At 67.7% G+C, this 26,886-nt stretch carries 23 protein-coding genes and 4 pseudogenes; 11 read left to right on the top strand and 16 right to left on the bottom strand.

The genetic code is table 11. The features are described from left to right. Positions 1-61 precede the first annotated feature (61 nt). Positions 62-2,368: a M20/M25/M40 family metallo-hydrolase gene (locus AADR41_RS01775; protein WP_342279578.1), complete on the top strand. Its 2,307-nt coding sequence runs from the start codon at positions 62-64 to the stop codon at positions 2,366-2,368. Between the two features lie 23 nt (positions 2,369-2,391). Here the strand turns inward: AADR41_RS01775 and AADR41_RS01770 are convergent, their stop codons facing one another. Further along, a complete protein-coding gene (locus tag AADR41_RS01770; RefSeq protein ID WP_342279577.1) occupies positions 2,392-2,637 on the bottom strand; it encodes a hypothetical protein in 246 nt (81 codons plus the stop codon). A gap of 824 nt (positions 2,638-3,461) precedes the next feature. Further along, complete coding sequence (locus AADR41_RS01765; protein WP_342279576.1) at positions 3,462-4,766, bottom strand: PucR family transcriptional regulator; 1,305 nt, start codon at positions 4,764-4,766, stop codon at positions 3,462-3,464. 70 nt (positions 4,767-4,836) lie between these two features. Between AADR41_RS01765 and AADR41_RS01760 the strand changes: the two are divergent. Beyond that, a pseudogene (locus AADR41_RS01760) lies at positions 4,837-5,256 on the top strand (IS110 family transposase); the annotation flags it as partial. A gap of 533 nt (positions 5,257-5,789) precedes the next feature. Here AADR41_RS01760 and AADR41_RS42775 read toward each other — a convergent pair. After that, positions 5,790-5,927 carry a hypothetical protein gene (locus AADR41_RS42775; RefSeq protein ID WP_446750970.1) on the bottom strand — a complete coding sequence of 46 codons (138 nt, stop codon included), beginning with the start codon at positions 5,925-5,927 and terminating at the stop codon, positions 5,790-5,792. A 53-nt stretch (positions 5,928-5,980) separates the two neighbouring features. Further along, positions 5,981-6,592, bottom strand: coding sequence for a GNAT family N-acetyltransferase (locus AADR41_RS01755; protein ID WP_342279575.1), 612 nt, complete (start codon positions 6,590-6,592; stop codon positions 5,981-5,983). A gap of 610 nt (positions 6,593-7,202) precedes the next feature. On the opposite strand from AADR41_RS01755, the pseudogene AADR41_RS42770 reads away from it, so the two are divergent. Next, positions 7,203-7,418, top strand: a pseudogene (locus AADR41_RS42770) (hypothetical protein); the annotation flags it as partial. 300 nt (positions 7,419-7,718) lie between these two features. On the opposite strand, the pseudogene AADR41_RS42765 reads toward AADR41_RS42770, so the two are convergent. Both AADR41_RS42765 and AADR41_RS01745 read right to left on the bottom strand, forming a co-directional pair. Further along, a pseudogene (locus AADR41_RS42765) lies at positions 7,719-8,078 on the bottom strand (AMP-binding protein); the annotation flags it as partial. Continuing rightward, positions 8,075-8,521: a thiolase C-terminal domain-containing protein gene (locus AADR41_RS01745; RefSeq protein WP_342279573.1), complete on the bottom strand. Its 447-nt coding sequence runs from the start codon at positions 8,519-8,521 to the stop codon at positions 8,075-8,077. The pseudogene AADR41_RS42765 and the gene AADR41_RS01745, both read right to left, overlap by 4 nt. Before the next feature lie 31 nt (positions 8,522-8,552). Here AADR41_RS01745 and AADR41_RS01740 point away from each other — a divergent pair, with 31 nt between their 5' ends. Further along, positions 8,553-9,002, top strand: coding sequence for a hypothetical protein (locus AADR41_RS01740; RefSeq protein WP_342279572.1), 450 nt, complete (start codon positions 8,553-8,555; stop codon positions 9,000-9,002). A 497-nt stretch (positions 9,003-9,499) separates the two neighbouring features. On the opposite strand, the gene AADR41_RS01735 is transcribed toward AADR41_RS01740, so the two are convergent. From AADR41_RS01735 to AADR41_RS01725, 3 genes are all read right to left on the bottom strand, one after another. Further along, entirely contained in the window at positions 9,500-10,549 is a 1,050-nt protein-coding gene (locus tag AADR41_RS01735) for a GNAT family N-acetyltransferase (protein ID WP_342279571.1), read from the bottom strand. 1,488 nt (positions 10,550-12,037) lie between these two features. Then, complete coding sequence (locus AADR41_RS01730) at positions 12,038-12,652, bottom strand: TetR/AcrR family transcriptional regulator (RefSeq protein WP_342279570.1); 615 nt, start codon at positions 12,650-12,652, stop codon at positions 12,038-12,040. After that, positions 12,649-13,746 carry a saccharopine dehydrogenase gene (locus AADR41_RS01725; RefSeq protein WP_342279569.1) on the bottom strand — a complete coding sequence of 366 codons (1,098 nt, stop codon included), beginning with the start codon at positions 13,744-13,746 and terminating at the stop codon, positions 12,649-12,651. Before AADR41_RS01725 ends, AADR41_RS01730 begins: the two co-directional genes overlap by 4 nt. Before the next feature lie 225 nt (positions 13,747-13,971). Between AADR41_RS01725 and AADR41_RS01720 the strand changes: the two are divergent. The 5 genes and pseudogenes from AADR41_RS01720 to AADR41_RS01700 all read left to right on the top strand — a co-directional run. Then, a pseudogene (locus AADR41_RS01720) lies at positions 13,972-14,587 on the top strand (IS5 family transposase); the annotation flags it as partial. A gap of 733 nt (positions 14,588-15,320) precedes the next feature. Next, positions 15,321-15,716 carry a hypothetical protein gene (locus tag AADR41_RS01715; RefSeq protein WP_342279568.1) on the top strand — a complete coding sequence of 132 codons (396 nt, stop codon included), beginning with the start codon at positions 15,321-15,323 and terminating at the stop codon, positions 15,714-15,716. 256 nt (positions 15,717-15,972) lie between these two features. Beyond that, the gene (locus AADR41_RS01710; protein WP_342279658.1) at positions 15,973-16,224 is read left to right on the top strand and encodes a hypothetical protein; all 252 of its coding nucleotides are present in this window, start codon (positions 15,973-15,975) and stop codon (positions 16,222-16,224) included. Further along, complete coding sequence (locus AADR41_RS01705; protein ID WP_342279654.1) at positions 16,122-16,448, top strand: transposase family protein; 327 nt, start codon at positions 16,122-16,124, stop codon at positions 16,446-16,448. Before AADR41_RS01710 ends, AADR41_RS01705 begins: the two co-directional genes overlap by 103 nt. A 604-nt stretch (positions 16,449-17,052) precedes the next feature. Then, entirely contained in the window at positions 17,053-17,601 is a 549-nt protein-coding gene (locus AADR41_RS01700) for a methyltransferase domain-containing protein (RefSeq protein WP_342279567.1), read from the top strand. A 342-nt stretch (positions 17,602-17,943) separates the two neighbouring features. Here AADR41_RS01700 and AADR41_RS01695 read toward each other — a convergent pair whose 3' ends face one another. Then, on the bottom strand, positions 17,944-18,636 hold the full coding sequence (locus tag AADR41_RS01695; protein ID WP_342279566.1) for a hypothetical protein: 693 nt from the start codon (positions 18,634-18,636) through the stop codon (positions 17,944-17,946). A 768-nt stretch (positions 18,637-19,404) separates the two neighbouring features. Here AADR41_RS01695 and AADR41_RS01690 point away from each other — a divergent pair. Next, positions 19,405-19,662: a helix-turn-helix domain-containing protein gene (locus AADR41_RS01690; protein ID WP_342279565.1), complete on the top strand. Its 258-nt coding sequence runs from the start codon at positions 19,405-19,407 to the stop codon at positions 19,660-19,662. Positions 19,663-20,045: 383 nt separating this feature from the next. Here the strand turns inward: AADR41_RS01690 and AADR41_RS01685 are convergent, their stop codons facing one another. The 4 genes from AADR41_RS01685 to AADR41_RS01670 form a co-directional block, all read right to left on the bottom strand. Further along, entirely contained in the window at positions 20,046-20,252 is a 207-nt protein-coding gene (locus AADR41_RS01685; protein ID WP_342279653.1) for a tyrosine-type recombinase/integrase, read from the bottom strand. A 204-nt stretch (positions 20,253-20,456) separates the two neighbouring features. After that, the gene (locus AADR41_RS01680; protein ID WP_342279564.1) at positions 20,457-21,116 is read right to left on the bottom strand and encodes a hypothetical protein; all 660 of its coding nucleotides are present in this window, start codon (positions 21,114-21,116) and stop codon (positions 20,457-20,459) included. Positions 21,117-21,177: 61 nt separating this feature from the next. Then, entirely contained in the window at positions 21,178-22,098 is a 921-nt protein-coding gene (locus tag AADR41_RS01675; RefSeq protein WP_342279563.1) for a 5'-methylthioadenosine/S-adenosylhomocysteine nucleosidase family protein, read from the bottom strand. Then, positions 22,095-23,876 carry a hypothetical protein gene (locus AADR41_RS01670; protein WP_342279562.1) on the bottom strand — a complete coding sequence of 594 codons (1,782 nt, stop codon included), beginning with the start codon at positions 23,874-23,876 and terminating at the stop codon, positions 22,095-22,097. Before AADR41_RS01670 ends, AADR41_RS01675 begins: the two co-directional genes overlap by 4 nt. 87 nt (positions 23,877-23,963) lie before the next feature. Between AADR41_RS01670 and AADR41_RS01665 the strand changes: the two genes are divergently transcribed. Beyond that, entirely contained in the window at positions 23,964-24,686 is a 723-nt protein-coding gene (locus AADR41_RS01665) for an NUDIX hydrolase (protein WP_342279561.1), read from the top strand. 846 nt (positions 24,687-25,532) lie between these two features. Here AADR41_RS01665 and AADR41_RS01660 read toward each other — a convergent pair. Together AADR41_RS01660 and AADR41_RS01655 are read right to left on the bottom strand one after the other, a co-directional pair. After that, a complete protein-coding gene (locus AADR41_RS01660; protein WP_342279560.1) occupies positions 25,533-25,955 on the bottom strand; it encodes a hypothetical protein in 423 nt (140 codons plus the stop codon). Continuing rightward, positions 25,952-26,782: an IS5 family transposase gene (locus AADR41_RS01655; RefSeq protein WP_342279559.1), complete on the bottom strand. Its 831-nt coding sequence runs from the start codon at positions 26,780-26,782 to the stop codon at positions 25,952-25,954. The genes AADR41_RS01660 and AADR41_RS01655 overlap by 4 nt, the downstream gene beginning before the upstream one ends. Positions 26,783-26,886 lie beyond the last annotated feature (104 nt).

The following is a 26,886-nucleotide window of genomic DNA, read 5'->3' as shown; positions in this document are numbered from 1 at the left end:
ACGCCGCGGCTCGGCGCGCACCGCCCCCCGCCCCATCCCACTGTTGCTATGAGGTACATCCGTGCAAGTCCTGACCAAGATGCGCAGACGGATACCGGCACTGGCCGCCCTTCTGCTGCTGCTCCTCACCACTGTCGCGGCCATGCTGCCGTTGCGTACTGTCGAGCCCCGACCGGCTTCCGCTCCCGCCGACGACTTCTCGGCGGCCCGTGCGGTCGCCCGACTCGACGAAATCGCGAAGGTCCCGCACCCGGCGGGTTCGGCCGCCCAGTCGGACGTGCGGGAGTATCTCGTCGGTGAGCTGCGGAAGCTGGGGCTGCGGCCCGAGGTCCAGACCCGGGTCGCTCCTTCCAGGGCCGACGACAACCCGGCCATCGTCGGGTCCGTCTCCAACATCCACGCCACGATTCCCGGCAAGAAGTCCACCGGCCGGGTCCTTGTCGTTGCCCACTACGATTCCGTGCCGATCGCCCCGGGCGCTGCCGACGACGGCTCCAACGTCGCCGCGATCCTTGAGATCGCCCGCATCCTCAAGGCAGGACCGCCGCTTCGCAACGACATCGAGGTCCTCTTCACCGATGGCGAGGAGCAAGGGCTGCTCGGCGCGCAGGCTTTCGTCGATGCCGAGGCCGGGACGCGCCGGGCTGCCGCCCCTCAGCAGACGGTTGTGGTGAACATGGAGGCCCGGGGCCCCTCCGGTCCCGTCGTCATGTTCCAGATGGCGGGAACCGGTCTCGCCCCTGCCGTGAGGGCCTCCGGTGCACTCACCACGTCGTTCTCCGCCGCGATCTACGACCAACTGCCCAACGACACCGACATGACCGTCTTCGATGAGGCCGGCATGCGGGGGCTCAACTTCGCCTTCATGGACGGCTCCGCGCATTACCACACCGCCCACGACGACATCGCCCGGCTCGACCGCGCGAGCGTGCAGGACATGGGGGACACGGCACTCGGAGCGGTCCGTCAGCTCGGTGGGTCGGACCTCTCACGGAGCGGTCCGGATGCAACTTACTTCTCCCTGTTCGCCACGGTCGTGTCGTATCCGGCGTGGCTGGTCCTGCCGCTCGCCGTGGTGACCCTCCTGGGTGTGCCGCTGCTGCTGTGGTTCGGCCGGCGTCGAGGGCTGTCGCCCTATGGGGCCGGACGGGCCGCCGTGACCTTCCCGCTCACGCTGATCGGCGCGGCGGTCATCGGCCTGGCCGGATGGTGGGCATTGGGCCTGGCCCGACCGGACTTCGTGCTCGGTGAGGGCAGCATGTTCCACCTCGACCGGTACGCGTGGGGCGAGGCGTTGCTCCTTCTGGCGCTGCTCGTCGCCTGGTACTGCTGGGTCCGCCGCAAGGCTTCACCGCTGGACATCGTGGTCGGTGTGCTCGGCTGGTTCGCGCTGCTCGCCGTGGCCTGCGCGGTGCTGCTGCCCGGGGCCGCCTACCTCTTCACCTGGCCGACGCTGATCGGGCTGGCGTTCGTCGCCGTGACACTGCGGTTCACACCTGCCGACTCCCCGTGGCGGGCGGTGGCCGGAGCGGTGACTGCCGTACCGGCTGTGGCACTCGTCCTGCCGGTCGTACTCCTGCTGCTGCCCGCCCTGGGGCTGTCGCTCACCGCCGCCCCGCTGGTCCTCGCGGCGCTGCTCGGAGCTGTGCTGCTGAGCCTCCTGGAGCCGCTTCCCCCGCGCCGGGCGGTCACCGCGGGGATACTCGCGGTGGCGGTGGCAGGTGCGGGCACGCTGAGCGTGGGAACGGCGCTCGACGGCTACAGCGCTGACGAGCCCCGGCCCGTCAGCCTCGGATACGTCCTGGAGTCCGACACGGGCAAGGCCACCTGGGTCAGCCTCGGCGACACCTCCCAGCCCGCCGTCGGCAAGCTACTCACCGATGAACCGGCCGGCTACGACGACCGTATTCCCCCGCTGGCCGGCGTTGCGCTCTCGAACGGAGCCGCCAAGGCCGCCCCCCTGGACACCCCGCGTACCAAGAACGCCTCAGCCACAGAGGCCGACGGCGTACGCACGATCCGGGTCCGTATCCAGGCCGCCGCCGGTGCCCACAGCATCGATGTCCACGCTGGCACCGGCGACCATCAGATCCTCGACGCCACCGTGGAGGGCGCGAAGCTCGGCGGCGGCCCCGAGCACCCGGAGGGCGACTGGGACTGGAGCTTCAGCTACGCCGCCCCGCCCCCCGACGGCATAGACGTCGTCATCCGCACCCGCGGCAAGGGCCCCCTGCCGCTCCGCGTGGTGTCCACAGCAGTTGGCCTGCCGGACGGCGTCGGCGCGCCCGCCTTGGACGCGGACCGGAGTTGGGCGAGCTGGCCATCGGTCGCCGGCCAGACCTTCGTCGTACGGACCTTCCGGCTCTGACCGCGTCGTGCGAAAAACCCGTCTCACAGATCGATCCGTGCCGGCGGTCGCCGCGACACTCCGGTTCGAAGCAAGGCGGAGAGGTACACCGGATCGTCGCTGTCAGCAGACCGACCGGGCGCCGCCGGCCCCGACAGACGCAACTCAGGTCCGGAACGGGGCGGGATGCCGTTCGTCACGGTGGTGCCGCCCCACCCGGCCGGGATACCGGTCGGGTGGGGCGGGCCGATCTCCTGTCCCGTCGCCAGGAAGTCGCCGTCATGGATCACACAGACCACTGTCCGTCAGGGGCACTCCACTTGACACAGGGCCTACGGACGATCCCGGCGGGCGCCGGAGACAGAGGAACCGGTCGGGACCGTGCGCTCGGAAAGCTGTGCCTTCCTCATCCTTCTTGCCGGTGAGCTCGGCCTCGTAGCAGAAGCTCCACGGCGGCAGCGGGCAGTGTGTCCACGATCTGCCCCGCGACCTCGGTACCTGCGTGAAAATGCCCACCACAATGGGTTGTTCGCGCTGATTTCGCGCAGGTCCACCTCTATCGATGTGGATCGTACGGCAGTCCGGGATCGAGAGTGATGCTCCTGCACGCCACTCGGAGCCGATCACCGCAGACTCGACTCCGAAGCCTGCCGCACACTTGTTGTGGTCAAGCCGGGCCGCCTGAAACCGGGGCTGCCCGAATACAGCACGGCTGAACGGGTCGGCGCCCCGACCGCGCAGCAAGCGACACTGAGCCCGCTCCAAGCCAGCCCGAGCCGGCCCGAGCCACACGGCCGAAACTCGCGCGCGGACACGGGGCGACGACTCCCGGTCCCCCTACCACCGGGACCAGCGTGTACTTCGCACTCGAAGCCGGTCTCACCGAGTACGACCTCAGTGTGCTCGGCCGGAACGACACACTGAGATCGTGGGCCTGACTGCCATTCAGGAGGATCTGGTCCTCTCCGCACGATCGGTCGCAGCCCCGACGGCCTCGCGGCTCCGAACGGCGGGCAACATGATGCCGGCAGGACATCGCTCGTACAGCCTTCCGCGAAGTCGAGCGCCGCCCGGGCAGCGCTGCTCGGCCGGGGCGTCGAGGGAAGGCGGAACGTCATAGCGGTCGGTGCAACTGCGCCATCTTCAGGCCGAGATGGGCAGTGAGCCGATCGTCTCCGCAGAACATGTTCAGGCCGGTCAGCTCCTCGACTCGCCGTAGCCGCTGGTAGAGCGTGGAGCGGTGGATGTGCAGCCGGGCGGCGACCCGCTGTGCGTCGCCGGCGTGATCGAGGTAGGTACGCAGGGTCTCGACCAGGTCCTGGTGCCCGGACTCCGGCTCCAGTAGCCGGCGCAGGCCAGGATGGATACCTTCGGCCAGCTCATCCGGTGAGAGCTTGGCCAACAACGCGTAGACCCCCAGGCGCGTATAGGCGGCCACCGGCCCCATCACATCGGTGGCGCGTGCGACATCGGTGGCTTGACGGGCCTCCCGGTAGGAGATGTGGGCATCGGTCAGGCGGCGGTGTCTCCCGCCGATACCCACCCAGCAGGACGTCCCTCGGCCGGTGCCGAGTTCGGCGACGAGCTTCTCGTGCAGGATGTTGGCCAATTCGCCGACGGCGCGTTCGGTGCCATCGCTCCGGGATCCCGGCCAGATACTGAGCAGCAGGGCATGATCCGGCCGGGACAGGACGAGGGCACGGGCGGGCGACAGCCTCCGCCGGGCGTGGTCGAGCGAGAGATCCAGCGCCAGCCGCTGCTGTTCGGCGAGCGGTTCCCCAGCCCCGTGCGACACCGTGGCCACCAGTGCTGTGACCGGACCGGCCACCACCAGCCCCTCCTCGACGAGCGCGGCGGCGGCTTCGTCCCGCACAGAGGGATCGGAGGCGACCAGGTCACGGACATGCTCGCGTTCGTGGCTCCGGGAGACCTCGTCGGCCAGGTGATCACGGTGCAGGATCAAGGCGGCCTGTCCGGCTGCCTCCCGCAGCGCCTCGACGTCTCTGGGAGTGGCGGGGCCGATCAGCCAGAGGTATCCCCGCAGCGCCCCGTTGTAACGGACCGGCATGCCGGTCCGTTCCACCGTGAAGCCGATCTCCGGGCACGGCGGGACGGTAAAGGCGTCGGCGGCTCGGGCAGCACCGTGCCGGGCGACGTGAGCGGACAACGCGGCCGACACCCCGCGGTTCATGATCGACTCGATGCGGGCGTCGTCGACGTCGCCGGTGTGCGCCGTGTGGGCGAGCAGCCGGATGCGGGCGTCATCCATGGCCACGGACCGCCCCAGCCGCGCGCTGAGTGCATCGATCAACTGCTGCAGTTCAGAGGCCATGTCTTGCATGGTAAAGGCCCCATTGGCCTCGGCGGCACCGGTCGCCGGCGCGCCCGGCAGCGGGCCGACACCTGTCGATTCCTGCAAGGTGCGGTCGCGACAGTTGTGGAGGATCGGGGAAGTCCCGTAACCCCTATCGTTTTCCTCAATGCGGATCGTGCCTGGCCTGACGATGCGACGGATCGCCGACCTCTGTCCCGGCGAGGCCAAGACCGACGCCCGCGACGCATTCATCATCGCGGATGCCGCCCGCGCGATGCCCCACACCCTGCGCTCGATCGACCTCGAAGACGGGACGATCGCCGAGCCGGAGATGATCGTCGGCTTCGACGACGACCTGACAGGCGAGGCCACCCGGGTCGCGAACCGGCTCCACGGCCTGCTCACCCAGATCCACCCGTCGCTGGAACGGGTCCTGGGGCCGCGGCTTCAGTACCCGGCCGTCCTGGCCCTGCCGGAGCGGTTCGGGTCCCCGGCCCAGATACGCAAGGCCGGCCGGCGCCGCCTGGTCACGCTGCTGCGGCCGAAGGCACCGCGCATGGCCGAGCGCCTGGTCGAGGACATATTCCTGAGTTTGCTACCTGTTCAGTCAGGGCGGTGAGGGCGTCCACCGGGTGTCTGGCACGGATCCGGATCCTTCGGCAGCGGTCGCCCGGTACCGGGAACCGCGCGGATCGGTGACATCTGCGGGCGAAGTGCCGGATCCAGGTGCCGTGGTGAAGCCTTCGGGCCGGGGCGAAGCCGTGGTCGCCGCGTAGCCGTACCTCCACGTTCAGCGGTTCGCGGAACGGAGTCAGCTCAATCGTGTCGCAGCCGGTACGGGAGCCGACCCCGGCATCCTTCCAGTCCAGCCGATCGGCTTCCGCGATCTGCTTGCGCGCGATCCGGGCGCCTTCGGGAAGGAGCACGGGGGTACGGACAACCAGGGCGTCGGCCTCCAGGGTGAGACGAGCCTCGATGTTCACCGAGTCCACGAACAGGACCGGATGAAGCGGACGCTTCGCCGGTCGGCCATGCCCTCCAGTACCCGGTCGGTGGTCGTGGAGACAGTCTCCTTGCCGACCGCCGTGCCATGGACCTCGGCCAGGTGCGCCACGATCTCGCCCGAGGTCAGGGCCTTCGCGGTGAGCGAGCCTGTCCAGGCCCTCGGTGCGACGCGTATGTCTCGGTTGCACCTTCGGCCTTCGAGAGGGCTCCGGCCCGGTCCTGCGGGATCTCGACCGTGACCGGCCCGGCCTTGGCCGTCACCGACCCCGAGCGGTAGCCGTTGCGGGCACTGCGGCCCGGCTCGGCCGATCCGGTCAGGTGCTCGTCCAGGGGTCCTTGCGCATGCACCAGGTGCGGGGGCCGCCGTCGGGGAGCGGAACCTCAACGGTGACCCTGAAGCCGAGGCGCTCATAGAACACGACGTTCCGCTCCGTGGAGGTCTCCAAGAACGCCGGGTGTCCGGCGAGTGCGGCTGCCTCGATCCCGGGGGCCAGCACTGCACTGCCGAGGCCCTGCCCCTGGGCTTCGGGGGCGACGGCGACCGTGTTGAGGATCCAGGCCGGCTCATGCGGCCGGTACGGCTCGACGGCCTGCTCCGCGAATTCGTAGGCATCCGCCCGGTCCCCGGTGAGATCGTCGACCAGCGGGCCGATCTCTGTGAAGGCGGGCGAGGGGTCCTGGTCGGCGGTGCTCCAGACGGCGACGGCACGCCCCTCATCGGCAACCCACACGCGCCCGTACACCATCCCGATGCGGGTCAGGCAGAGCTCCTGGAAGCGCCGGATCCGCTCCTCATGGCCGTCGGCGGCGATCACGTGCCGGATGTAGGGGTCGCCCGTGAAGGCCCGCGTGAGGGTGTCCACCGCGACGGGGACGTCGGTGTCGGTTATGGGGCGGACGGCGGGGGAACTCTGATGCTGCGGCATGGGGCTTCCTCGGTCGGTCGGTGGATTTTGGCACCATTGCGGCGCCCGTGTGGCCGTGGATGGAGTGGGACCGCTTCCTTCGCTCGGCGCAGCCCCAGAGGCGGGTGCTGGTCAGGCGCCGGCGGCGAGTCCCCACGCGGCGGCCACCAGCCGGCGCTGGGTCTCGGCGGAGATCTCCTGCTTGCAGGTCGCACCCACGCGGTGTCCTTCCAAACGTCGCGGCCGCCTGGCACGGTCGATTCTGTCGCGCTGACCAGTTAGTACCAGGACGGCGATCCCTTGCCTATGTTAGCGGTCCAGTTCCATGCTGAGCATCCAATAATCGAGGAGGACCCGTCATGGAACAGATCGACCTGACCAGAACGCTGGACCCCGCCGACCGAGAGCTGCTCCCCGAACAGCCGCGCCCACTCGCCTCGGTGATCACGTCCTCCGTGGCCTATGCCCACCCGGGCAGCGAGGGCTGGGGTGCGGAACTGCTCACCGACTTCGACTCCCACATAGATGCTCCGCTGCACTACGGCTCGACCTGCGAAGGCAGGCCGGCGAAGGCAGGCCGGCCCGCACCATCACCGACATCGCCCTGGACGAACTGTGGTGCGAGGCCCTCGTGCTGGACCTGTGCGAGCGGTGCGAGCCCGACGCCCCGATCACCGTCGAGGCCCCGAAGTCCGCCCTCGCCGCCAACGGCGCCCCGGTCCCGGTCGGCGGCGCGGTCCCGGTCGGCGGCGCGGTCCCGGTCGGCGGCGCGGTCCTCCTGCGCACCGGCCAGGAGCGCTACGGTCTGTCCGACGCGGAGTTCTTCCACCACCCGGGGATGAGCCGCGAGTCGACTCTGTTCCTCGCCGACCTCGGGGCCAAGGTCCTCGGCACCGACGCTGCGGGTCGTGAAACTCGCAACCGTGGAGCGCGAGGGTGCCGAGCGGACCACACTCGCACTCGACCAGGGCAAGCGCCTACTGCGGCGGCCGTGGTCGGACTCGGGCGCGAGCGCACTCGGCGGTGCCCTTCCGGTGAACCCGTCGGGAGGACTCCATCGCTCGGACCGGGGGCGATTGCCGTCGGCGAGTCGGCCGAGTTCAGCGAGTGCCAGCGCCTGTACACCGTCGGGTCGAGCACGGGCCGCGGTCTGGCCGTCGTCCGCCATGAGCACGTCGGCGGCGCTGTCGCGCAGGACGTAGAGATCGGTATCCGCGGTGCCCAGTGGGCGCAGGGCGGTGTAGCGCCGCCCCGCCAGGCAGGCGGCGGCCATGACAGTGAACGGCTCGGGCCGCGGCCCGGACAGGAGGGCGAGGCCCCTCCCGGGAGCAAGAGCCAGCCGTCCGAACGCGGCCGCGGTTCGTTCGATCCGCTCTGCCGTTTCCCGATAGGTCCAGGCGTGGCATGTGCCGTCGTCTCCGGTGAACCGGAACGCGACGTGCTCGGGCCGTCTTCGCAGCGCGGACAGGATCAGGTCCGCGTACCCCTGGCTGGTGTGCTGGATCACGAGGGCCTTCTCCGGATGGTCACGGCGGCCACTGCCTCTTCGATGCCGTAGAGACCGCCGCCGTTCTCGGCGATCGCGATGCGCGTGCCAGGGACCTGTCGGTCACCGGCGCGGCCACGGAACTGGGTCACGAGTTCGAACACCTGGACCAGTCCGGTGGCGGACACGGGATGTCCCCGGGACGCGAGTCCACCGGATGGGTTCACCGGACGCTCCTGGCCCAGCGCGCTCACGCCGGAGGCCGACCACGGGCCGCCGTCGTCCATCGGCCAGAGGCCGAGATTTTCCACCTGTTGGATCTCGCCGAACGGTGGCGTCAAATACGTCGGCCACGTCGACGTCGCCCGGCGCCACCCCGGCCTGCTCGTAGTCGAGCGTTCTTGGCGGCGTTGCTGCACCAGTTGCCGTCGGAAGTGCTGCGCAGGGTGAGGTTGCTGGCGCATCCACGGCGAACTCCTCGTTCTCGAAATCAAGGTGGCCGCCTCCACCGTCTGGGAGATCCTCCAGGGGGCCGGGATCGCCCCGGCACCGGAACGCGCTTCCTGCACGTGGGTGGACTTCCCGCGCTCCCGGGCCGACGCCCTGCCTGCGTGCGACTTTCCGGAGACGGTCACACTGCCCGGGGCGTGGCTGTACGTGTTCGCGGTGATCGAGCATGCCGACCGGCGGATCCGGATCCTCGGTGCCACCGCGCACCCGAGCGCCTCCTGGGTGACGCAGACAACGAAGAATCTCGTCATGGACCTCGAAGACACCGGCTGCCAGACACGGTTCCTGATCCGCGACCGCGACGGGAAGTTCCCCTCGCTGTTCGACGCGGCCGCGGCGCCGCAGGTGAGCGCGGCTCGCGCGAGGAGCGCGCCTTGTCCGCCTGAATCACCTCCGGCCTGGTCTCGGGGTGGCCGAATGCCCAGCCACACGTAATCGGGCGCCGGGAACGCGGGTCCGTCGGCCACCCGGCCAGGAGTGAGGAAGAAGGCCGGGAGCCGGCGTCGGTCCTCGGCCGTGAGGCGGACCTTGGTAGTCAGCCCTTTGCGGGAGCGTCCGCAGGCATGGTCGTCCGGCTCGCAGGCCGGGGCCCCTTCTGTGGACCCCGGCCGCGCGCCGGCAGGCAAGGACAGCCATGGAATCGACCGCGACGTCCCAGTCGAAATCGTCTACGAAGTCGACTGGAACGACGAGGACGGTAAGCACCTCCTCTCATGTGCTGTCGGGTGCCCGTTTCCGAAGCCGGACATGGACTTCTGTCCATCACCCGATATTCGGGGCAGGCTCATCCGCAGTGTCCCGGTCCGGTACTTGAAGGGGATCGCGTCGATCACCTGTCGGTGATCCCACCGGAGCCCTCCCCTCTTCGGCGTCCGATCCGGCAATAACGACCTCGCTCCTCGCAGGTCTTCAGGGCCGCAGGGTCTGCGAGATCAGAAGCGCTTGACGAGGCTGACCGAGCGGTCGGTGACGGTGAATCCCAGGTTCTGGTACAGGCCGAGGGCGCCTGTGGGGCTCTCGGCGTCGACGTCCAGCACGGCGCAGCCCAGGCCATCGGCCCGCAGTGTTCGCAGCACGTGGGCCAGCATGGCGCGGCCCAGCCCACGCCCTCGCGCCTCCCTCCGTACCCCGACGGACGTGATGTATCCGAACGGGCCCCCGCGCAGCGGCCATTCCTCCGGCGACACGTCCACGAGGACGAAGCCGACGACGCGCTCGCTCTCGGATGCGTCGGCTGTTCCGGGGGCGACCGCGAGTACGGACAGGTCCGGGCGGGACGCCTTCAGGCGGTCACCGGCGGCCCATTCGGCGGCGGTCATCGGCTGGGTGCCCCAGTGGTCGCGAAAGGCGTCGTTCCATGCGGATCTGGCCGGCTCTGCCCATTCCTCGCTGTAGGGCACAAGCCGCACCCCCGGAGGGGAAGGCGGCTCGGCGAGTGGCGCCACGAGGTCGCGTTCCAGCTCCAGCCACCACCTGGCCCGCTCGTAGCCGTGCGCCTCCAGGAGCCGGATCGTGCGCGTGGCACGGACGTCCGCGCCCACCGCCAGCCACCCGGGCAGGGCGGCGTCGCAGGAAGCGAGATGCTGGAGACCACGGGCCTCCTGCCACGCCAACAGCGCGCTGCCGATGCCCTCGCCACGACGGTCCGGGGCCACCGTTCCGTCGAGTTCCACCCAGAAGACGGTCTCCGTGCTGGACGGGGCGACAGCCGAACCGTAGGCGACGGCCCGCCCGTCGGGGTCGACAGCGATCACCGCGTCGCGCTCGGGGGTGAAGGTCTCGTCGGCGAAATCTTCCTCCAACTCGTCCCTCATCACCAGGGAGCGCGGGTGATCGACCACCCCTGCGGCGCGTTCCAGGTTGAGGATCAGATCGATGTCCGCGGCAGTGGCCGGTCTCCAGACGAGGCCCTCACCAGCCGTGGGCAGCTCGATGGTCGAAGGGGCGGTCACCCGGTCGCGCAGTGCGCGCGGCTCGGGCACGTGATGCGGTGTCCCGCTCACAGGGGTCCTGCCTTTCAATGGGGGGTTGCTCTGGCCATTCGCACGATCGCGAGACCAGGGGTTCTCGGTGTGACTGTCGCTGGTACGCCGTTCGTAGGGCTCAAACACTGGAGGCCCAGGCCTCCCGCGACGGCTCGACTCCATTCGCGCGACGCGACTCGATCGCTGTTGCAGGGCAACGTCTGCAAGGACGTCTGCGGGTGACATGCAAGACGGCGAACTGGCGGAGGTGACAATGCCCGAAATCCGGTCCAAGGCGGAAATCGGCAAGGACACCACTGCGCGGCCCTTCCGCGCCACCGGCCGTACGCCGCGGAACCACTGCGGTGGCGGGCTGACATGCGAGTGGCCGTTCAGGTCGTGTGCATTCCACAGGAAGTCACGTCGAATGGTCGTCGCCCCGGCCACGCTCGAACCGACGGGTTCTTGATCAATACCGTTCGAATCGTAACGCCTGATAATCATGGAAAAAACTGAATTAACCCCGTGGTATTCACCCGCGGACATCCATCCATTGCACCGGCGCGGCGAGGCCGGATGAACGGCCTGTCACGCTTACGGCGCGAGGGGTGCCCTACCACCGCGTGGTCTCGGTCCTGCCGGCCACTCCCGGCTGGAAGGTTCAGTCCGGCCAGTTCGGATCTTCCACGTCCTGCACATGTCCTGCACCGTACCCATCGCTGCCTGCCACGGACGGGGAGGGGAAATTCTGGCCCGTCATCGGCGCGAACGAGCCCGAGGACGGGGGATCGCACCGGCCCTCACCGGACGGTGAATACACGGTCCGCCCGCATCTGAACCGCGGCATCAAGATCATCACTCCGGACGCCTGACGACCTGCGCGCTGGACCGGGGCAGTGCCTGTCAGGGCAAGCGGCATCTCCTCGCTGTCGGTCAAACGGTGCCTCCTGCACCTCGTGGCTCGGATGTTTTTCGCTCTGTCGCTGCTCATGTCACGATCAGGACCCCGACGGGTCCACCGATCTCGCCGCCTGGCATCCTCTCAACTTCGTTCCCTCCCTCGACCGTGTCGAGCCGGTCGACATCGCACTGCAACTCCTGTGCGGCCGAACCGCGTTGGGTCGATCGCACCTGACCGGTCCGGCGAACGGCCGAGAACGGCTCAACCCTTGCTTCCCACCGAGTAGGCTCCCGGTCGATCATTCGGCACTCGCAGGGTGGAGTCGAGGGGACGCCACAGCCGCCAGTGCTCATCCGGTTCGCGCAGCAGGGCGAGGGCTTCCCGGCAGGCTCTGGTCTTGCCGGTCGAGGAGCCGCTCACCACGATTCAACTGGGCGGCAACGGGGGAATACTGCTGAGCGCGCGGCGGGCCGGTTGATCTGCCCGCACAGGAGCCGCGTGTCAGCGAAATCCACCGCATCTGTTCTTCTGTGAGATCGCCGTTGTCGGCGGAAGACGGTCGGGCCACCCCGCGCCGGTGCTATTTCGTTCTTCCAACGGCGCTGTCAGCCGAGCAGGGCGGTGGCCGTGTTGATGAGTTCCGCGTCGGCGGCCTCGGTACGTTGGGCAGTGATGCCGGAGCGGAAGAGCGCCGCTCCTTCGATCAGCACGGTGAAAACCCTTGCCCGCGCCTGGCAGAGAGTTTCGGGGAGAGCGGGGTTGCGAGTGCGGAGGAGCCTGGCCACATGGTCCTGGTAATCGCCGTAGAAGGAGCGCAGGACCGCCGCGACAGCTTCGTCACGACCCGCCAGTGCCCACAACTCGGCGTAGACCCGAACGAGTTGCGGATCATCGTGCTCGGCCAGAAGCTGACGGACCAGCCCCTCCGTGTCCGACGAAGTGTGCATGGCGGCGTCGGTGAACAACGGGGCCAGCCGGTCGAGCGAACGGTCCAGGGTGCGGCGCAGGACAGCGGCGATCAACTCGGTGCGGGAGTGGAAGTAGTACTGCACGTGCCCCAGGCGCGTTTGTGCCGTGACGGCCACCGCCCGCATGGTCAGCTCGCCGTACCCGGACTCGAAGAGGATCTGCTCGGCGGCGTCCAGGATCAGAGTACGCCGCTGGGCACCCTTGGGCGTGGTTGCCGTGCGCTTCTCCTGCTCCGGAGATCGTTCGCTCACGCCGCCCTGCCCTCTGCGTGTTCGTGGCGCACGGCCCTGCGCACAACCAGGTCGACGCCCTGCGCGGCGAGGTCCGACGTCACGTTCTGCGGATTCGGGAGCTGTTCGGGGAAGACCACGCCGCTCGGTGCGGGGGCGCCGTCTTCGCCCCGCACCCGACGCAGCCCCATCAGGGCGCCCAGGGCGGTCAGATGGGCCTGCCCGGCCGGATCGGTCACGGTCGCGGAGAGGGTGTCGCCCCCACGTGTGACATCGATGCGGAGCTGAGCCGTGCCTCCCTCACCGGGGGCGTACAGCAATCCGCGGCGCGTACCGGTGAAGCACTCGCCGCGGCCCCAGCGGAAGAACCCGAGCCGCTTGGCAGCCAGCAGGGCCGCCGTGGATGCGGACGAGCTGAAGCCGATCCGGGTGGTTGCGGTCTGCGCGGAGAGGGTGAGGGGGAGAGTGAACTGCTCGGGGGTGTCGATCCTCGCGACCCGGGTGAGTGTCTCCCCGATACGGACGCGGCCGGCATCGCTCAGAGGCATGACCGTGTGCCGCTGCCCGTCCTGCATCACCTCGTAGTCCAGTCCGAGACGGTCCATGAACTCCACCGAGTCCGCGCCCGCCCGGTCGGCGAGGTCCCAGCGGATCGCCACGTCGACCGTGTCCGCGCCCCCCAACCGGTCACCGAGACTGGCAGCGACGAGGCTGGTCACACCTCCCATCCACGCAGAGGACAGCAGTACCGGTGCGGTCGGGCCCGCCAGTGCCGCGACGGTGGCCGCACGCTGCAACCGCGTGGTCCAGCGTGTGACGTCCACGAACGGCACCCCACCGCTGATCGCGGCGCGCAGCACCCGGTCGTCCGGATCGTTGACCACGGTGACAACCGCGCTGATCCCCGCCCGGAACGGTGCCGGATCCGCCAAGTCCCAGGCGCGCAGTTCCGCGCCCGTCTCGTCCGCCAGTCGCTTTCCACGCCGCACGGTCCGTCCTGTCAGTACCAGCGGCCACGACGGGGCCGCCATCCGCGCCAGTTCCGTGCCGACCGTGCCGTATCCGCCGACCAGGAGCACAGGTCCGTCGGCGTCAAAGAAGAGTTCGTCGTTCATGGCACCTAATATAGGTCAAGCGACCAAATTTTTCACAAGGGAGAGACGCCACCATCCGTGATCGGCCAATCACGGTCACCCAGGCACGCACGCCACAGCCGGCGTCGGCTCCCTTGGCCGCCTCGCGGGCAACCCGGAGCGGCACCTTTACATCTGGCCCCAACCGTGTCACCAGCGCGCACCACCCTTACCCCGGCGACCCGCCCGACGCCCGCGGGGAACTGATCCGGCGTCTGGCCGCGCCTGCACGCGGCCTTGCTGGTCGAGCTGCGCCGTGCCAGCTTGCTGGACCGGACGACTGCTCCGTGGACGGGGCGCATGTCTGGGCTGTCAAAGGGGGGATCACGTCGGCCCCTCACCCGTGGACCGCGCGCGGCCAGGCTCGAAGCACCACCTGATCGTTGACCGTCACGGAACCCCACTTGCCGTCACCCTCACCGGTGGCAACCGGCACGACGTCACCCAGCTCATGCCGCTACTGGACGCCATCCCATCGATCCGTGGACTACGAGGGCGTCCCCGCCGCAAGCCCCGACGCCTGTACGCCGACCGGGGCTACGACTTCAACAAGTACCGCCGTCTGTTGTGGAAGCGCGGCATCAAACCCGTGATCGCCCGACGCGGCGTCGCCCACGGTTCCGGACTGGGTAAGGTGCGCTGGGTGGTCGAGCGCACCTTCGCCTGGCTGCACCAGTTCAAACGCCTCCGAACCCGGTACGAACGACGCGTCGATCTCCACCGGGGCCTGCTTGAACTGGCCTGCAGCCTGATATGTCTGCGCCGGCTCCAGAGGACGGTCAAACGCTGTGCCAGTAGCGGAGACGGGCCTCAGGCCCGTTGATACGCACCATGCAGTCCTTGAAGAGCTGCAACGGAGGCTGCCGGCCGTCAACCGGAGCCAGCGCGAGCCCCAAATCCTGCAACGGCTTGACCAGCGCGACGAACCTGAACCCATCCGGGTCAGGGCCCCTGTAGGCCGCCCATGCCTCGAACAACGGCCTCACGCTTTCCCAGCCCGGTCCCGGGGTGAAGCGCGCCAGGAAAAACGGCTGATCACAGCCGTACTCACTGAGCTCACCGACCAGGACGTCTCCCTGTAAGAGCTGCCACCGCGTCATCTGGTGTCCCCGTCCTCCACCGTCCAGTCGAGTTCGCATCTTCGCAGCGCATAACTCTCTGGCCAAGCGCTTCATTCTGAAACGATCAGTTAGGCCACTTCCCACAAGCCTGCATCCAAAATGCGAGCCGCCTTCGCGATGCTCCCAGGCATCGAGTGCCAGCAGGTCCGATACGTCTCCTCAATGAGCGGTGTGCATCGTGAAAACTGCAGGTGAGGTGGACTGGTGTGCGTGCATCTTGCCGTGCTCGCGCTGATCGGCGGCCGGTGTCCACGGTGAAGATCATCTGGCTGGGCGGTCAGGGCGGTTCTCGGGTTCCGCTGCGCCTGGTGTGAGGGTCCGGCCACGAGCCGTGGCCGTGCGGATACGTCATCGGATCGCGGGGAGGGAGCGGGGATGTCCGACCTGGAGCGGATCACGGCTCTCCGGAGTTAACTGAAGGCGCTCGCCGAGGAGTTGGGCAAACAGCTTCAGGAGGTCGAAGCGGAGCGGGAGGAGTTGGTGATCGCCGAGCGGGTGCTGCACCGTCTGGCCGAGCGGGACCGCCTCCAGGCGGAGGCCGCCGCCTTGGTGGCTCCGGCGAAAGCGCAGGTGGCGGGGCGTGCGGTGCTGCTGGTCCCGCATCGCGGCGATGATCTGGAGGAGACCGCGCTGCCCGGTGACTACCGCCGGATCTTGGCGATCGTTCGGGCCGCCGATGGTCCGGTGCAGGTCAGGGCGGTGGGCGAGGAGCTGGGCATTGAGGTGGGGTTGCGCGGGAAGCTGGAGCCGCTGCGGGCAAAGATGACCAAGCTCGCCGAACGTGGCTGGCTGCATGAACGGCCCGACGGACGGCTCATCGCACGCCGGTAGCCACGCCGAAACGGGGGCGGGGACGGTCGGGGCGTAACCGGCGGTCCCTCGGCGGCAGTTGAGTTTGGTGTGAAGAAAAACAACGACACCGTCGAGGGCCCTGGCGGCCTTGTCTACATTGCCCTCCTGCCGCTGTCGAGCGCCACTCTGAACTATCTCGCCACCCTGATACGCGGCCACTGCAAGAAGATCGGCTCGCGGTGGCGGGCCCTGCCCGCGGGAAGGAGCGCAGGGATCGTCCTGGCGGTACTGCGCTGTGACCAAGCGGCCCGGCGATCTGGCCGGCGGAAACGGGGTGCACCGCACCACCGTCACCCGCTGGGTGCGGGAGGTCGTCGGCCTGCTGGCCGCCCACGCCCCGCGCCTGGACCGCGCCCTGAAGAAGATCACCGATCCGGTGGCGGAATCGTACTGCTGGACGGCTCCCTGGTTCGCACCCGGCGGCGCACCGGAACTGCGAACCGGAAGAACCACTCCGGCAAGCACAAATGCCACAGCCTGCTCGTGATCGCGCTCACCGACGACCGGGGCCGCCTGCTGTGGATCTCGGCGGCCAGGCCCGGACGCACCTCGGAGATCAGTGCCTGCCGGCACGACAAACTCACCGCCCGTCTCCGCGCGGCCGGGCTCGGCGCCATCGCCGACCTGGGCTTCGTCGGCCTCGACGACAGCGGCCCGGACGCCGACCCGGCGATGATCACGGCTACAAGGCCACCCGCAACCGGCCCCTGACCCGCAGCCAGAGACTGTCCGACAAGGCGCTGGCCGCGGGACGTGCCCCGGCCTAGCACGGCTTCGCGCACCTGAAGAACTGGCGCGTGCTCGGCCAGGTACGCACCGACCCGAAGTGGGCGACCACGCTGGTGAGGGCCCTGCTGGTCCCGACGAACCGCGAAGTCGCCCGCTGACCGATGATCTTCACGAGAGTCATAAGCCTATGACCAGCGTGAGCACGCCGACATCCATGCACACCAGACCCATGACCTGTAACTTCACAATGCACACCGCTCATTGCCATGCCAGTAGTGGCAGGCTGCGAACGTATCGAGGCCGACGTCCTGCGGCTGGAGCTGGGTGCGGGCAAGGCGGATCACCAGCCTCTGAGGCCGCCAGAGCGGTGATCAGAACCTGTGGATGACCGTTGTTTACCCTCGGTCGGGTGGCACGGAAGCGGCGCACCTCCCGAGGAACTCTGATTGGCCAACCGGTTCCGCACCAAGGGTGTGGCTGCCATAGTGGCCCCGTGCCCCACATCCGTGTGTCCGACGTCCGGCTCCGCATTTTCAGCCGCCAACTGGGTGGCCCCTCGGGTCCGCTCGGGGCCTTGGTCGCGAGGATGCTGAACAAGAGCAACGCCGCGCTGATCACCGCTGCGGTGGAGACCCTGGACCTGAGCGGTAGCGAGAAGGTGGCCGATATCGGGTTCGGCGGCGGGTTCGGGCTTCAGCTTTTGCTGGACGCAACCAACGACGGTGGTCGCGTGCACGGCGTCGAGCCTTCCGCGGCCATGCTCACCCGAGCCGGCAAAACGTGGCGGTCCGACGTTGCTGCCGGGCACCTTGAGCTGCACCGGGCGACGATGGACTCCCTGCCGTTCGCTGACGGCGCGCTGAATGGCTGGATCAGCCTCAACACTCTCTACTTCATCGACGATCCCACGGTGGGCTTCAGCGAGCTGAAGCGGGTGCTCGCACCGACCGGCCGTGGCGTGATCGGCATCGCCGATCCAGACTGGATGGCCCGTCAGCCGTTCACCAAGCACGGCTTCACCCTCCGCCCCGTGGCTGACGTCCTGGCCGCTCTGGAGGCCGCCGGGCTCACACCCCAGCACCACATACTGGACCATCGCGAGCCGCCCTGCCACCTGCTCGCCGTGACACCGTGACTACCCATCCGGTCACCCGGCCCACGCCGCGGATCCCACAGGTCTTGACGTCTTCTCCTGCCAAGGGGGTCTGTACAGCAAACTGACCGTACAGACCCGCCTCAGGCTCACCAACTCCTCTCGCTCCGCTTCGACCTCCTGAAGCCGTTTACCCAACTCCTTGGCGAGCGCCTGCAGTTCACTCCGACGAGCCGTGATTCGCTCCAGGTCGGACATCCCCGCTCCCTCCCCGCGATCCGATGACGTATCCGCACGGCCACGGCTCGTAGGCGGACCCTTACACCAGGCGCAGCGGAACCCGAGAACCGCCCTGACCGCCCTGACCGCCCAGCCAGATGATCTTCACCGTGGACACCGGCCGCCGATCAGCGCGAGCTCCGTGGGGAGGTTCATGAAGAGCTTCTGCACACGGCGGCGTTCCATCGCTTCCCGCACCGAACGCGGCAGTGAGACCTCCCGGAACTCCCCCGCCTTGCGGTGCTTCAGCTTCGCCGGCTTGTGCGTGTTGGAGTGGATCTGCTCATGCACTCGGTAGACGTCATCCGCCACAACGTTGTTGACGTTCACTGCCCGAGCTTCCCCGTTTCGCAAGATCGCCTTCAGAGTGCGGAAGATGTTCACCTGGTTTCCGCGGCCCACCCCATCGGCCTCCAACTCGTCCAGGAAACGCTCGACCACGATCGGCGTGACGGAGTTCAGCTTTCTTGATCCGAGACGAGGGATGATGTGCACGTTGATGGAGCTGCCGACGTGCCAGCCCGTGGAATACTCCGTCATCCTCCGCTGCCGCAGCCGCCACTGCTTCGCGTATTCCGCGACCGTCTGCTGACCGAGTTCGCGGCGGGCCTCGGCAACGGACGGCGCCGTCTTCCTTTTCTCCGCGTAGAGCTGCGCAAGGCGCTCGATCGCGTCGTCCTGCGTGTTGTAGCCGGCCTCTTCACGTTGCGTGCCGAGAGCGTCCCGGAACCGAATCGCGTACGGGTGCGGGCAACGGATCGGCCTGGAACAACCGCACTCCTTGAAGAACGACCCCATCCCACGAGCGAGCTGTCGAGCCACGTATCAAGCCTTCCGAGCAGGGCATCGGGCGAGGCAGCCGATATCTGCCGCGGGTGCAGATCAGCAAGCCGGGAACCGTCCGGCCTGTTGCTGACCGCTTGCTGACCTGGAGGCGGCGATCAGCTCTGACCTGCCGAAACACCCAAAAGCTAGATATTGGACTTGAACATCGTACGCATCATCGAGGTACTCCTGGAGCTAGGCTCCCTGCCTGCGTTTTTGCAGGTCAAGGGCGGTTTCCCTACCTTACAACGAGTCGCATGTTCAGTCAGCTTTCACCAGGTTTTTGAGGACTGATGCTGACCAATTGCCGACTTTCCTGACGCACCGTCAGGTTGGTTCGAGGGGCTCAGCTAGCTCACTCGCTCCCCCACCACGACGACGCCAGCCTACGCAACGACCGTCGGCGGTCGTCCGGGAACACCCTCGCTGTGAGCGGATCCACGGCGGTGGGTCGGCCGTCGGCGCGCGTCGACGCTTGCACACGGATCAACCCGCCCAGGCTGCGGCACCTACTCCGACGCACTTGGCTGCGCCGCTCGCGATGGGCAACGGCACATCCCGGGTGGGCGCGGCAACATAGCCGCAAAAGCCCGGTTAGCCAAACCGGGGATTCTCGTGCCCATTGATGCTGTCCGCGCGACAGCGCCTGGCGGTGCCACTTAGCGGGCGCCCACCAATTCCTGCCAGACCGCGTGCCGCTCCGATTTCGGGATCGGCACGGCCAGCCCCAAAGGAGCACCATTGCCCACAGACCCGCAAACGCCCCTCGAAAGGAAGATCTCTGGAACCGGCTCGACCCACGGGAAAGGCCCGGTCGAGCCCGCACTCATGGACTCGACCGAGGTTGCCGCGATGCTCAACATGTCCCGGAGCTGGGTCTACAAGGAAGCCTCGAAACTCGGCCTGAAGGGATACAAACTCGGCCGAGGCAGGAAAGCGAAGGTCCTCTACAAGAAGACCGAGGTCTTCAAGTGGCTGGATCAGCAGAAGATCCATTAGCGACCTCACCCACGCCGCCGGGCATTGCCGCGAAACCGCTGCACGCCAGTGCACAGAGTCACACCATTCAGGGAATGACGCTATACGGACCCCGAGGAGTCCGTCCGCGGCTCGCTCATGAACATCCGCACCACGGTCATAACCTTGGCAGGGCACTGCGCCTCCTCCTCGACGCCGGCGGCAAGGAGACGCAGTGGCGCGGAACCCCTGCCCGGCTGACTGTCATCACAAAGGCGATCACGGTCGAGCCGGATAAGCGCCTGCCTAATGTGAGCGCCCTCGCCGACGCCTGGCATGCAGCAGGGAATCCGCGAACCAACGGGCGGGACGCTCAGCAGAGACAAGGTCGTCACCGGCTCCTATTCGCCGGACCGCACGCCGCCCTACGCCGACACGACCAGCTGGGAGTCCAACCGTTCCCAGGCTCCGAGGACAGCCTGGTGAGCGCCGGGGGCAAGATGGGCGTACCGCTGTGTCGTGTGGTAGCTCTCGTGGCCGAGTAGGTGTTGGACGTCGTACAGCGAGACGCCCTTTTGAACGAGCCACGACGCACACGTGTGCCGGGTGGAGTGCGGCGGATACTGTGGCACCGGCCCGATCGTCCCGCTGGACTCTGCGTAGCGCGCCCGCGCGGCGCCGCCGTCGTCGCCGGGTTCGGGCACCGAGCCGGGCGCGGACTGCGACAGGACAGGGGGGTGGTGCCGTACGTGGCGGCCTGGGCGGTGGACATCGACCGGCGCACTCACGCCGTGTTCCCCTGGTTGAGTCGTTCTTGGCCATCGGGTCGGTAGAGGTCAGGGAGTGGGGCGTGCTGAGGAACTGTTCGTCCATGCCACGTCAAACTGCTGGAGGGCTATCGAGTACAGGAGTCCGGGGGCCCGAGCGTATAGGCAAGGGGAGTTCCTGCCGTGGCTGGAGCTGCTGTAGAAGGTGAGGTAGGCCGCCCGGTCCGTGGCGATCACGCGGCAGGTGTTGGGGAGGTTGAAGCTGCGCAGTTGGACGTGGGGTTGCTCGCGGGTCACCTGGGCGATGTACTCCATGTTCGCCCGAACCTGGTTCTTGAGCAGGTCGGGCGTGTAGCCGGGATCGAAGAGGCGTAGATCCTCTGAGCGTCGGTCGAGCCAGGAGTCGCCCGGCGCGAGCGTGTCGGGCAGCAGTACCTGGACGGATCCCGGGGATAGCTCTCCCGACCACAGGGGTGAGAAGACCTCGCGGGTGAGTACGTTTCCTCGTCCCGCCATGACCTTGATCCAACTGGCTTGGCCGAGGTCGCGGGCGATGTCGCTTTCGGCGGACGACTGGTGACGGTACACACGGGCGAGCCCGGTGCCGGTGAGGCGCGAGCAGACTGCGACCAGCCACCACAGAGGGCGGGAGCCGCGTACGAGGCCGAGGACGAGGATGATCGCGCTGGCTGCGAGCGAGCTGAGTATTCCGAACAGAAAAGCAGTCATGCGAGCCATCTCCCTGTGTATGGCTGATCTCGGGCGGGCGGATTTGGCGTTCGGCGGGGAGTCAGCAGAGATAGGGCAGGAGTTCTCGTAGGATGTACGCGGCGTTCCGGGCCGCCAACTCGTGAAATCCGTGGCCCTTGTCCTGGTCGGCATTGTCGGATACGCCCCGGATAACGATCCAGCCGGGATTGGTGGCGTCGTGGACTGAGTTCTCCTGCCAGTACTGACTCAGTCCGCCGGCTTCCATGTCCACTGCCAGGACCTTCTCGTGATACTTCTTGAGCCATTCGCGGATGTCGCTCTCCCGGTCGGCGATGACAGCTTCACCGGATCCGATCAAGCCTGGGTAGACTTCGAATTCCTCCGATGCGTGCGTGGCAATTTGGCCGTGGATCCGTGCCGGGGTTCCGTGATCGGTGAAGAAGGCGTTCACTGCGTGGACGACCGGCGCGGGGGCCTGGCGGTGCTCGCCGCGCCGGCGGACGTCCCCCAGCGGGTTGATCTTGCGGTTCTCGTAGTAGACGATCTCCGTGGAGACGATGACGTTGCCGACGCGCGCGTGCTGATCGTGGATTCCACCGCCCACGCCTACGAGTGCCCACAGTCGCGGGTTGTAGTGGCGACGCAGGTTTTCCAGGGCGGCCATTGCCGAGCGCTGCCCCTGGCTCTGACTCTGGGTGGCCACGATGCGTACGGTTGCCTCCGGGGTGGTGTGTTCGCCCTGATAGAAATACAGCCCGCCGCCCACCTTGCGCCGTTCGAGTTTCAACTCGTCTACTACGGAGCGCAGTTCCTCACTCAAAATTGTGACCACACCGATGTCCCATCCGGCGGAGGCCGGTTCGTCGTCCGAGTTGACCTCGGCGGGGCGTGTGGAGTGGTGGGAGGAATCGGCCGGGGAGACGCGAGCGTACTCCCCGATGGCATTGTTGTTGTAAGTGTTGTGGTCGCCGTGGCTGACGATTCCGCGATTGGTGTTCACTTGTTTCCTCCACCGCTGGGATTGGGGCCTGACGATTCATGTGCGGACGCGCCGACCTGCGCGGCGTCGCCCACGGCGTTGTTGCTGAAATTGTTGTTGTCGCCGAAGTTGAAGATGCCGCTGTTGATGATTTTGGTTGCGCGGTCATTGAACTCGGACGCGTCCACGTCGTGAGTGGCCAGGAAGTCACCGGTAGCCCGAAGTAGCCGGCGCTCGATCGTCTTCATCCGGCCGAGAATGTCGGTCTTCTCCAGCTGGACCTTGGACCATTCCTGCGCCGACTTCTCTCGTATGCTCACGCGGCTGCCGATCAGAACGTTACGGATTGGCCTGGAGGTGAGATCGCGGGGAAATATGACCGCTTTTCCCAGGGAATAGAGATAGCGCACGAGTCGCCAGGAGTGTCGGATCTCCGAAGGCAGCATGGTCAGCTCACGCAGAGCCGCCCAGGCGACTGCCAGGACACCATGGTGCCCGAATTCCGCGGTGCGCTGGAAAGATCTCGGCGTGTGGGCGAGTACGCACGCGGCGGTGGAGATGCTCAGCGTGCGCCCTTGAACGCTGATGTGCAGCAGGACCGTCGCGACGAACTCGGCCCCTTCGGCGGGAGTGGTCACCTCAAGGAAGTGGTACTCCTTCGATCCGGGCGTGTTAATGATCTCCCGCAGCCGGGTTGCGTCGAACTCGCGGGTCAGAAGCGAACGGTCAATCGCCACATCGGTCTCGGCGACGTACACGCGGTCGGTGACTCGTGCCGGAAGCCGGACGTCCTGGCTGTCGGTGTCGAGCAGCTGGACCGCCTCGCGCAGATAGTCGACCAGTTCATGCGCCCTGAACGGAGGGATGGGGTGCTCACGTTCGCGCAGCGGTGCGCCGTCGTCGTCAGAGGGTCGGAGCAGTTGGATGCTCATGGGCGGGTTCCACTGGTAGACCAGCTCACCCGCTCCGATGAAGGGCGACTCGTCGCCGAACAGCGTGGAGACAGCGAAGTCGTCCTCGTCATCGTCCTCGCTGTGACGAGCGCGGCGGTAGACCGCACAGGGATGGCGCTGCTCCGAGTCCGCCGCCTGCTCCCGGCGGGACAGGTATCGGGGCCGCAGAGTCGGTGCCCTCATGATGCGGTGCAGTATCAACTGCTTTACGGCTCCGACGCCGAGGCATACGAACGTGATACCCGCGCCTATGTGGATGGTGGTAGTCGCCTGGCGCGGATGGGTGAGCGTGAACATCAGGCCGACCAGCGTCAGGGACAGCGCAGCCCAGCCGACACGTCTGAGGGCGTGTGCGCTCTCCGAGTACCTACGGGGGAACAGCCATCTCAACAGAGCCCGAGGGCCCGGCACCGGCCCCAGCCCCCGGCGCTTAGACTTCCGCGCCTTCTGCCTGCTGCGCCTGGTCCGGCCGATCCGGTCGAGCTCCGGCTCCCGGTCCAACTTCCTCAGCTCGACGGCTAGCGGAATCAGGCACAGGAGGGCGAGACCGCAGGAGACCATGACGGCGGTGGGCAGGGCGCCAACGAAGACCGGGACACCCACCGCGCCGGCCACCGTCCCCCGCAGCAGCGCGGTCAGCGCGGCGGCCCGCCACGCGTGGCGCATGACTGGGACGATGTCGAACCCGTAGGACGGGGCGACCCTGCGATACGGGGCGGTGCACACCTCGTCGATCACGAGATCTCGGAAGCGCTCGTCCACGTATACGCCGCTGCATAAGTGACGGGTGGCGGCGGAAGGTTCGTCCCCCACCGCCTTGGCTGATGGCGCATGGGAAGTGAACATGCCCTACCCCTGCCCTCGTTGAGTTTTGGTCTGTGAGACCATAAGTCGCGCAGGCGTTTAAGTCAATGTGACCTTTAGGGGTTCAGCGTGGATGAATGGCTGAAAAACTCCACCGAGGTGGAGGCGTCATGGGTGACCGTCGACCTGGCGATCTTCACGATCAGGTCCGGGCAGTTGATGGTGCTGCTGATCGAGCGCGGGGTGGAGCCCTTCCTCGGTCGGCATGCGCTGCCCGGCGGTTACGTACAGAAGAACGAGACCCTGCGTGAGGGCGCGCTCCGTGAACTCCGCGAGGAGGCCGGAATCGACGGGAACAAGTTGCACCTCGAACAACTCGGCGCCTACGGAGACCCCCGACGCGACCCAAGGGGCCGAGTGGTCACTATCGCCTATCTCGCATTGGGACCGGACTTGCCCGCCCCCGTGGGCGGCACCGACGCCCGGCGCGCCTATTGGGCTCCCGTGTCCCAGCTGGAAGGGAAGCAGGCGGCGTTGGCGTTCGATCATCCGGCGATCCTCGCCGAAGCCCTGGAGCAGGTCCGGAGCAAGCTCGAATACACCGCCGTCGCCACGGCCTTCTGCGGGGAACTTCTCACCCTGAGCGAGTTGCGCACGGTCTACGAAGTGATCTGGGGCCAGCAACTGGACCCGAGTAACTTCCGCCGCAAGGTGCTCAACACCACGGGCTTCGTCAAGCCCACCGGCGATCAACGCTTCCCCCCCACCGGCCGCCCGGCTGCCCTCTACCGCCGTGGTGACGCCTGGCTGCTCAACCCGCCGCTGCTGCGCGGTGCCGGGCACACTGTGTGACCCTCGCCCGGAGTCGGACGATGCCCGCGATCGACCCCGCCACACCCTCTTCGGTTAAGCCGTCGCCCAGCCCGCCGCTCTGAGGAGAGTCGTGCCGGGGCAAACTCACCGACTCTGAGCAGGGGGACCCGGGCCGGCGAGCTTGCCGAGGCGCCGGTTACGAACCGGTCCCGGGTCCCCTCAGCGTGTCTAGGACACACGCGCCCCCAAGGGCCGCCGGCAGGTCAAGTAGCGGACTAACGAGGGCCTTGTAACGGCATGAGACCTGGTGGCCATTCGCGTGAGCTCGCGGACAGTTTCCTGCCATTGCCAGGAGTCGCTGCTGCACCACTCTGCTTCATCGACCGGCTGCCAGGTCGCCAGTTCGTCCAGGCAGGCGATCACCGCAGAGGGGTCTGAGTCGGGTACTCCGGTCTGGTTGTCAAGCTGCTCTTTGATGTCGTGCAGACGGTGAGCCGCGCGGTAGTAGGAGAGCTGGGTGTCGGTAAGTCTGCGGAGAGCGTAGCCGCCACACTTGCTGCACCCATCGGAGTCGGTGCGCGCAATGAGATCGGCGACGGTCAGGAGGTCATCTCCGCGCACTACCGCCGCGCTGTCGTGGGCGTGCCGGCACAGCGGCGAGTGGCCCTTGCCCTCGATCAGAGGGTTGGCGTTGGTGGTGTAGAGCTGGACTACAGCCAGAGGGCCCAAAGAGAGGGCGCTGCCACTTTCCCACCGGTGGCTGCCGGGTTTGCGGAATGGCGCGAGGTTGAGGCGGTCCTTTGTGAGAGGGCGGTACGTGACCTGATGTCCGTTTCGCGCTTTCAGGGGGGGTGGAAGCGCGCTGGCTGCGGCGTCGCCGGGCGGCTACGGCCGCGGCTGGGCGAACAGGCCTTGCTCGGTCTCGACCAGGATTCCGCGCTCGGCCAGCCGTTTGAGCTTCAGCCGGACGTTGTTGACGTTGTTGGGTGCGATCTCCAGATCCATCGCCTCGCAGACCGCTCGTGCCCGTAGCGGGGCGTCGGCCGCGGCGAACACTGCCATGATCTGCCGGTAGGCCGGATGGTCCGGCAGCTTCGCGGCCGGTGGCGTCGGCGTGGACGGGTCAGGCAGCGCCAACAGGGTCTTGCGGGTGATGCGGACCTCCTCGGCGGCCCGGTCGAACTCCTCCAGCTGTGCAGTGAGTTCCGCGATGCGTCCCCGAGTGGCCTCGCTCTGTGCGGCGATCTCGCGCTCTTGCTCCTCCAGGCGCGCCAGCACGGCTCCCAAGGTCAGCTGGCTGTCGCTCACGCGCCGCGCCAGGAGGGGGTGGAGCTCGCAGTAAGCATCCGGGCCATCCGGTCGCTTGTGGCCCAGTACACCCTCGACTCGGCTGAGGCGGTCCGGTGCTCGTAGTCCCGTACCAGCCTGCGGTGCAGCATCATGATCCCGTTCACCTGTTCCGGCACCCACCTCTTGGGCTGCGGGACGAAACCGCCGGCTGCCGGGTTGCGCTCGACGACTTCGACGTCGATGCCGACCTTCTGCCCGTGATCGATGACGGTGGTCTTGAACCCCTGGTCCACCAGGGCCTTCTGTACCGTGTCGGTGTCGGCGGCGACCTTGTCCAGCAAAGCGATCCCAGCGGCGTTGTCGTGCGCCGACGCAGCCAGCACCACCACCGCGATCACCAGACCGAGAACGTCAACTGCCAGGCCGCGCTTGCGGCCCGGGACATTATTTGCCGCGTCCCTTCCGGTGGTGTCGGCGGGCACCCCGACGGCCGCGTGCAGGCTCTGGGTGTCCAGCACCACCAGGCTCGGGTCGGCCTCGCGCCCCCGGCTCTCGCGGACCTGCCAGCGCAGCAGATCATGGATGGTCTGGTCAGTGCCGTCGTCCCGCCACTTGTAGAAGTAGTACTTCACCGCGCCGGCCGGGGGCAGGTCGTGGGGAAGGTAGCTCCACTGGCATCCGGTACGGGACTGGTAGAGCAGGGCGTTGACGATCTCCCGCATCTCGTAAGTGCCCTGGTGGCCACTGACCGAGGGATGCCGGGCCTTCCAGGAAGCGATGACGGGCTCGATCAGGGCCCACCGCTCGTCGGACAAGTCGCTCTTGTAGGGCTGGCGGTCGCTCATGAGGAACACTCCACCACGGCAGAACACCCCGATCAGCCCCGATACGCACCTGCCCCACATTCCAGCGACAACAAACACGGCATCACGTCACATACCGCCTTCTG

Origin of the sequence: Streptomyces sp. CLV115 (assembly GCF_038448545.1) — a bacterium.
Lineage (GTDB): Bacteria > Actinomycetota > Actinomycetes > Streptomycetales > Streptomycetaceae > Streptomyces > Streptomyces sanglieri.
This window is presented reverse-complemented; position numbering and strand designations above follow the sequence as displayed.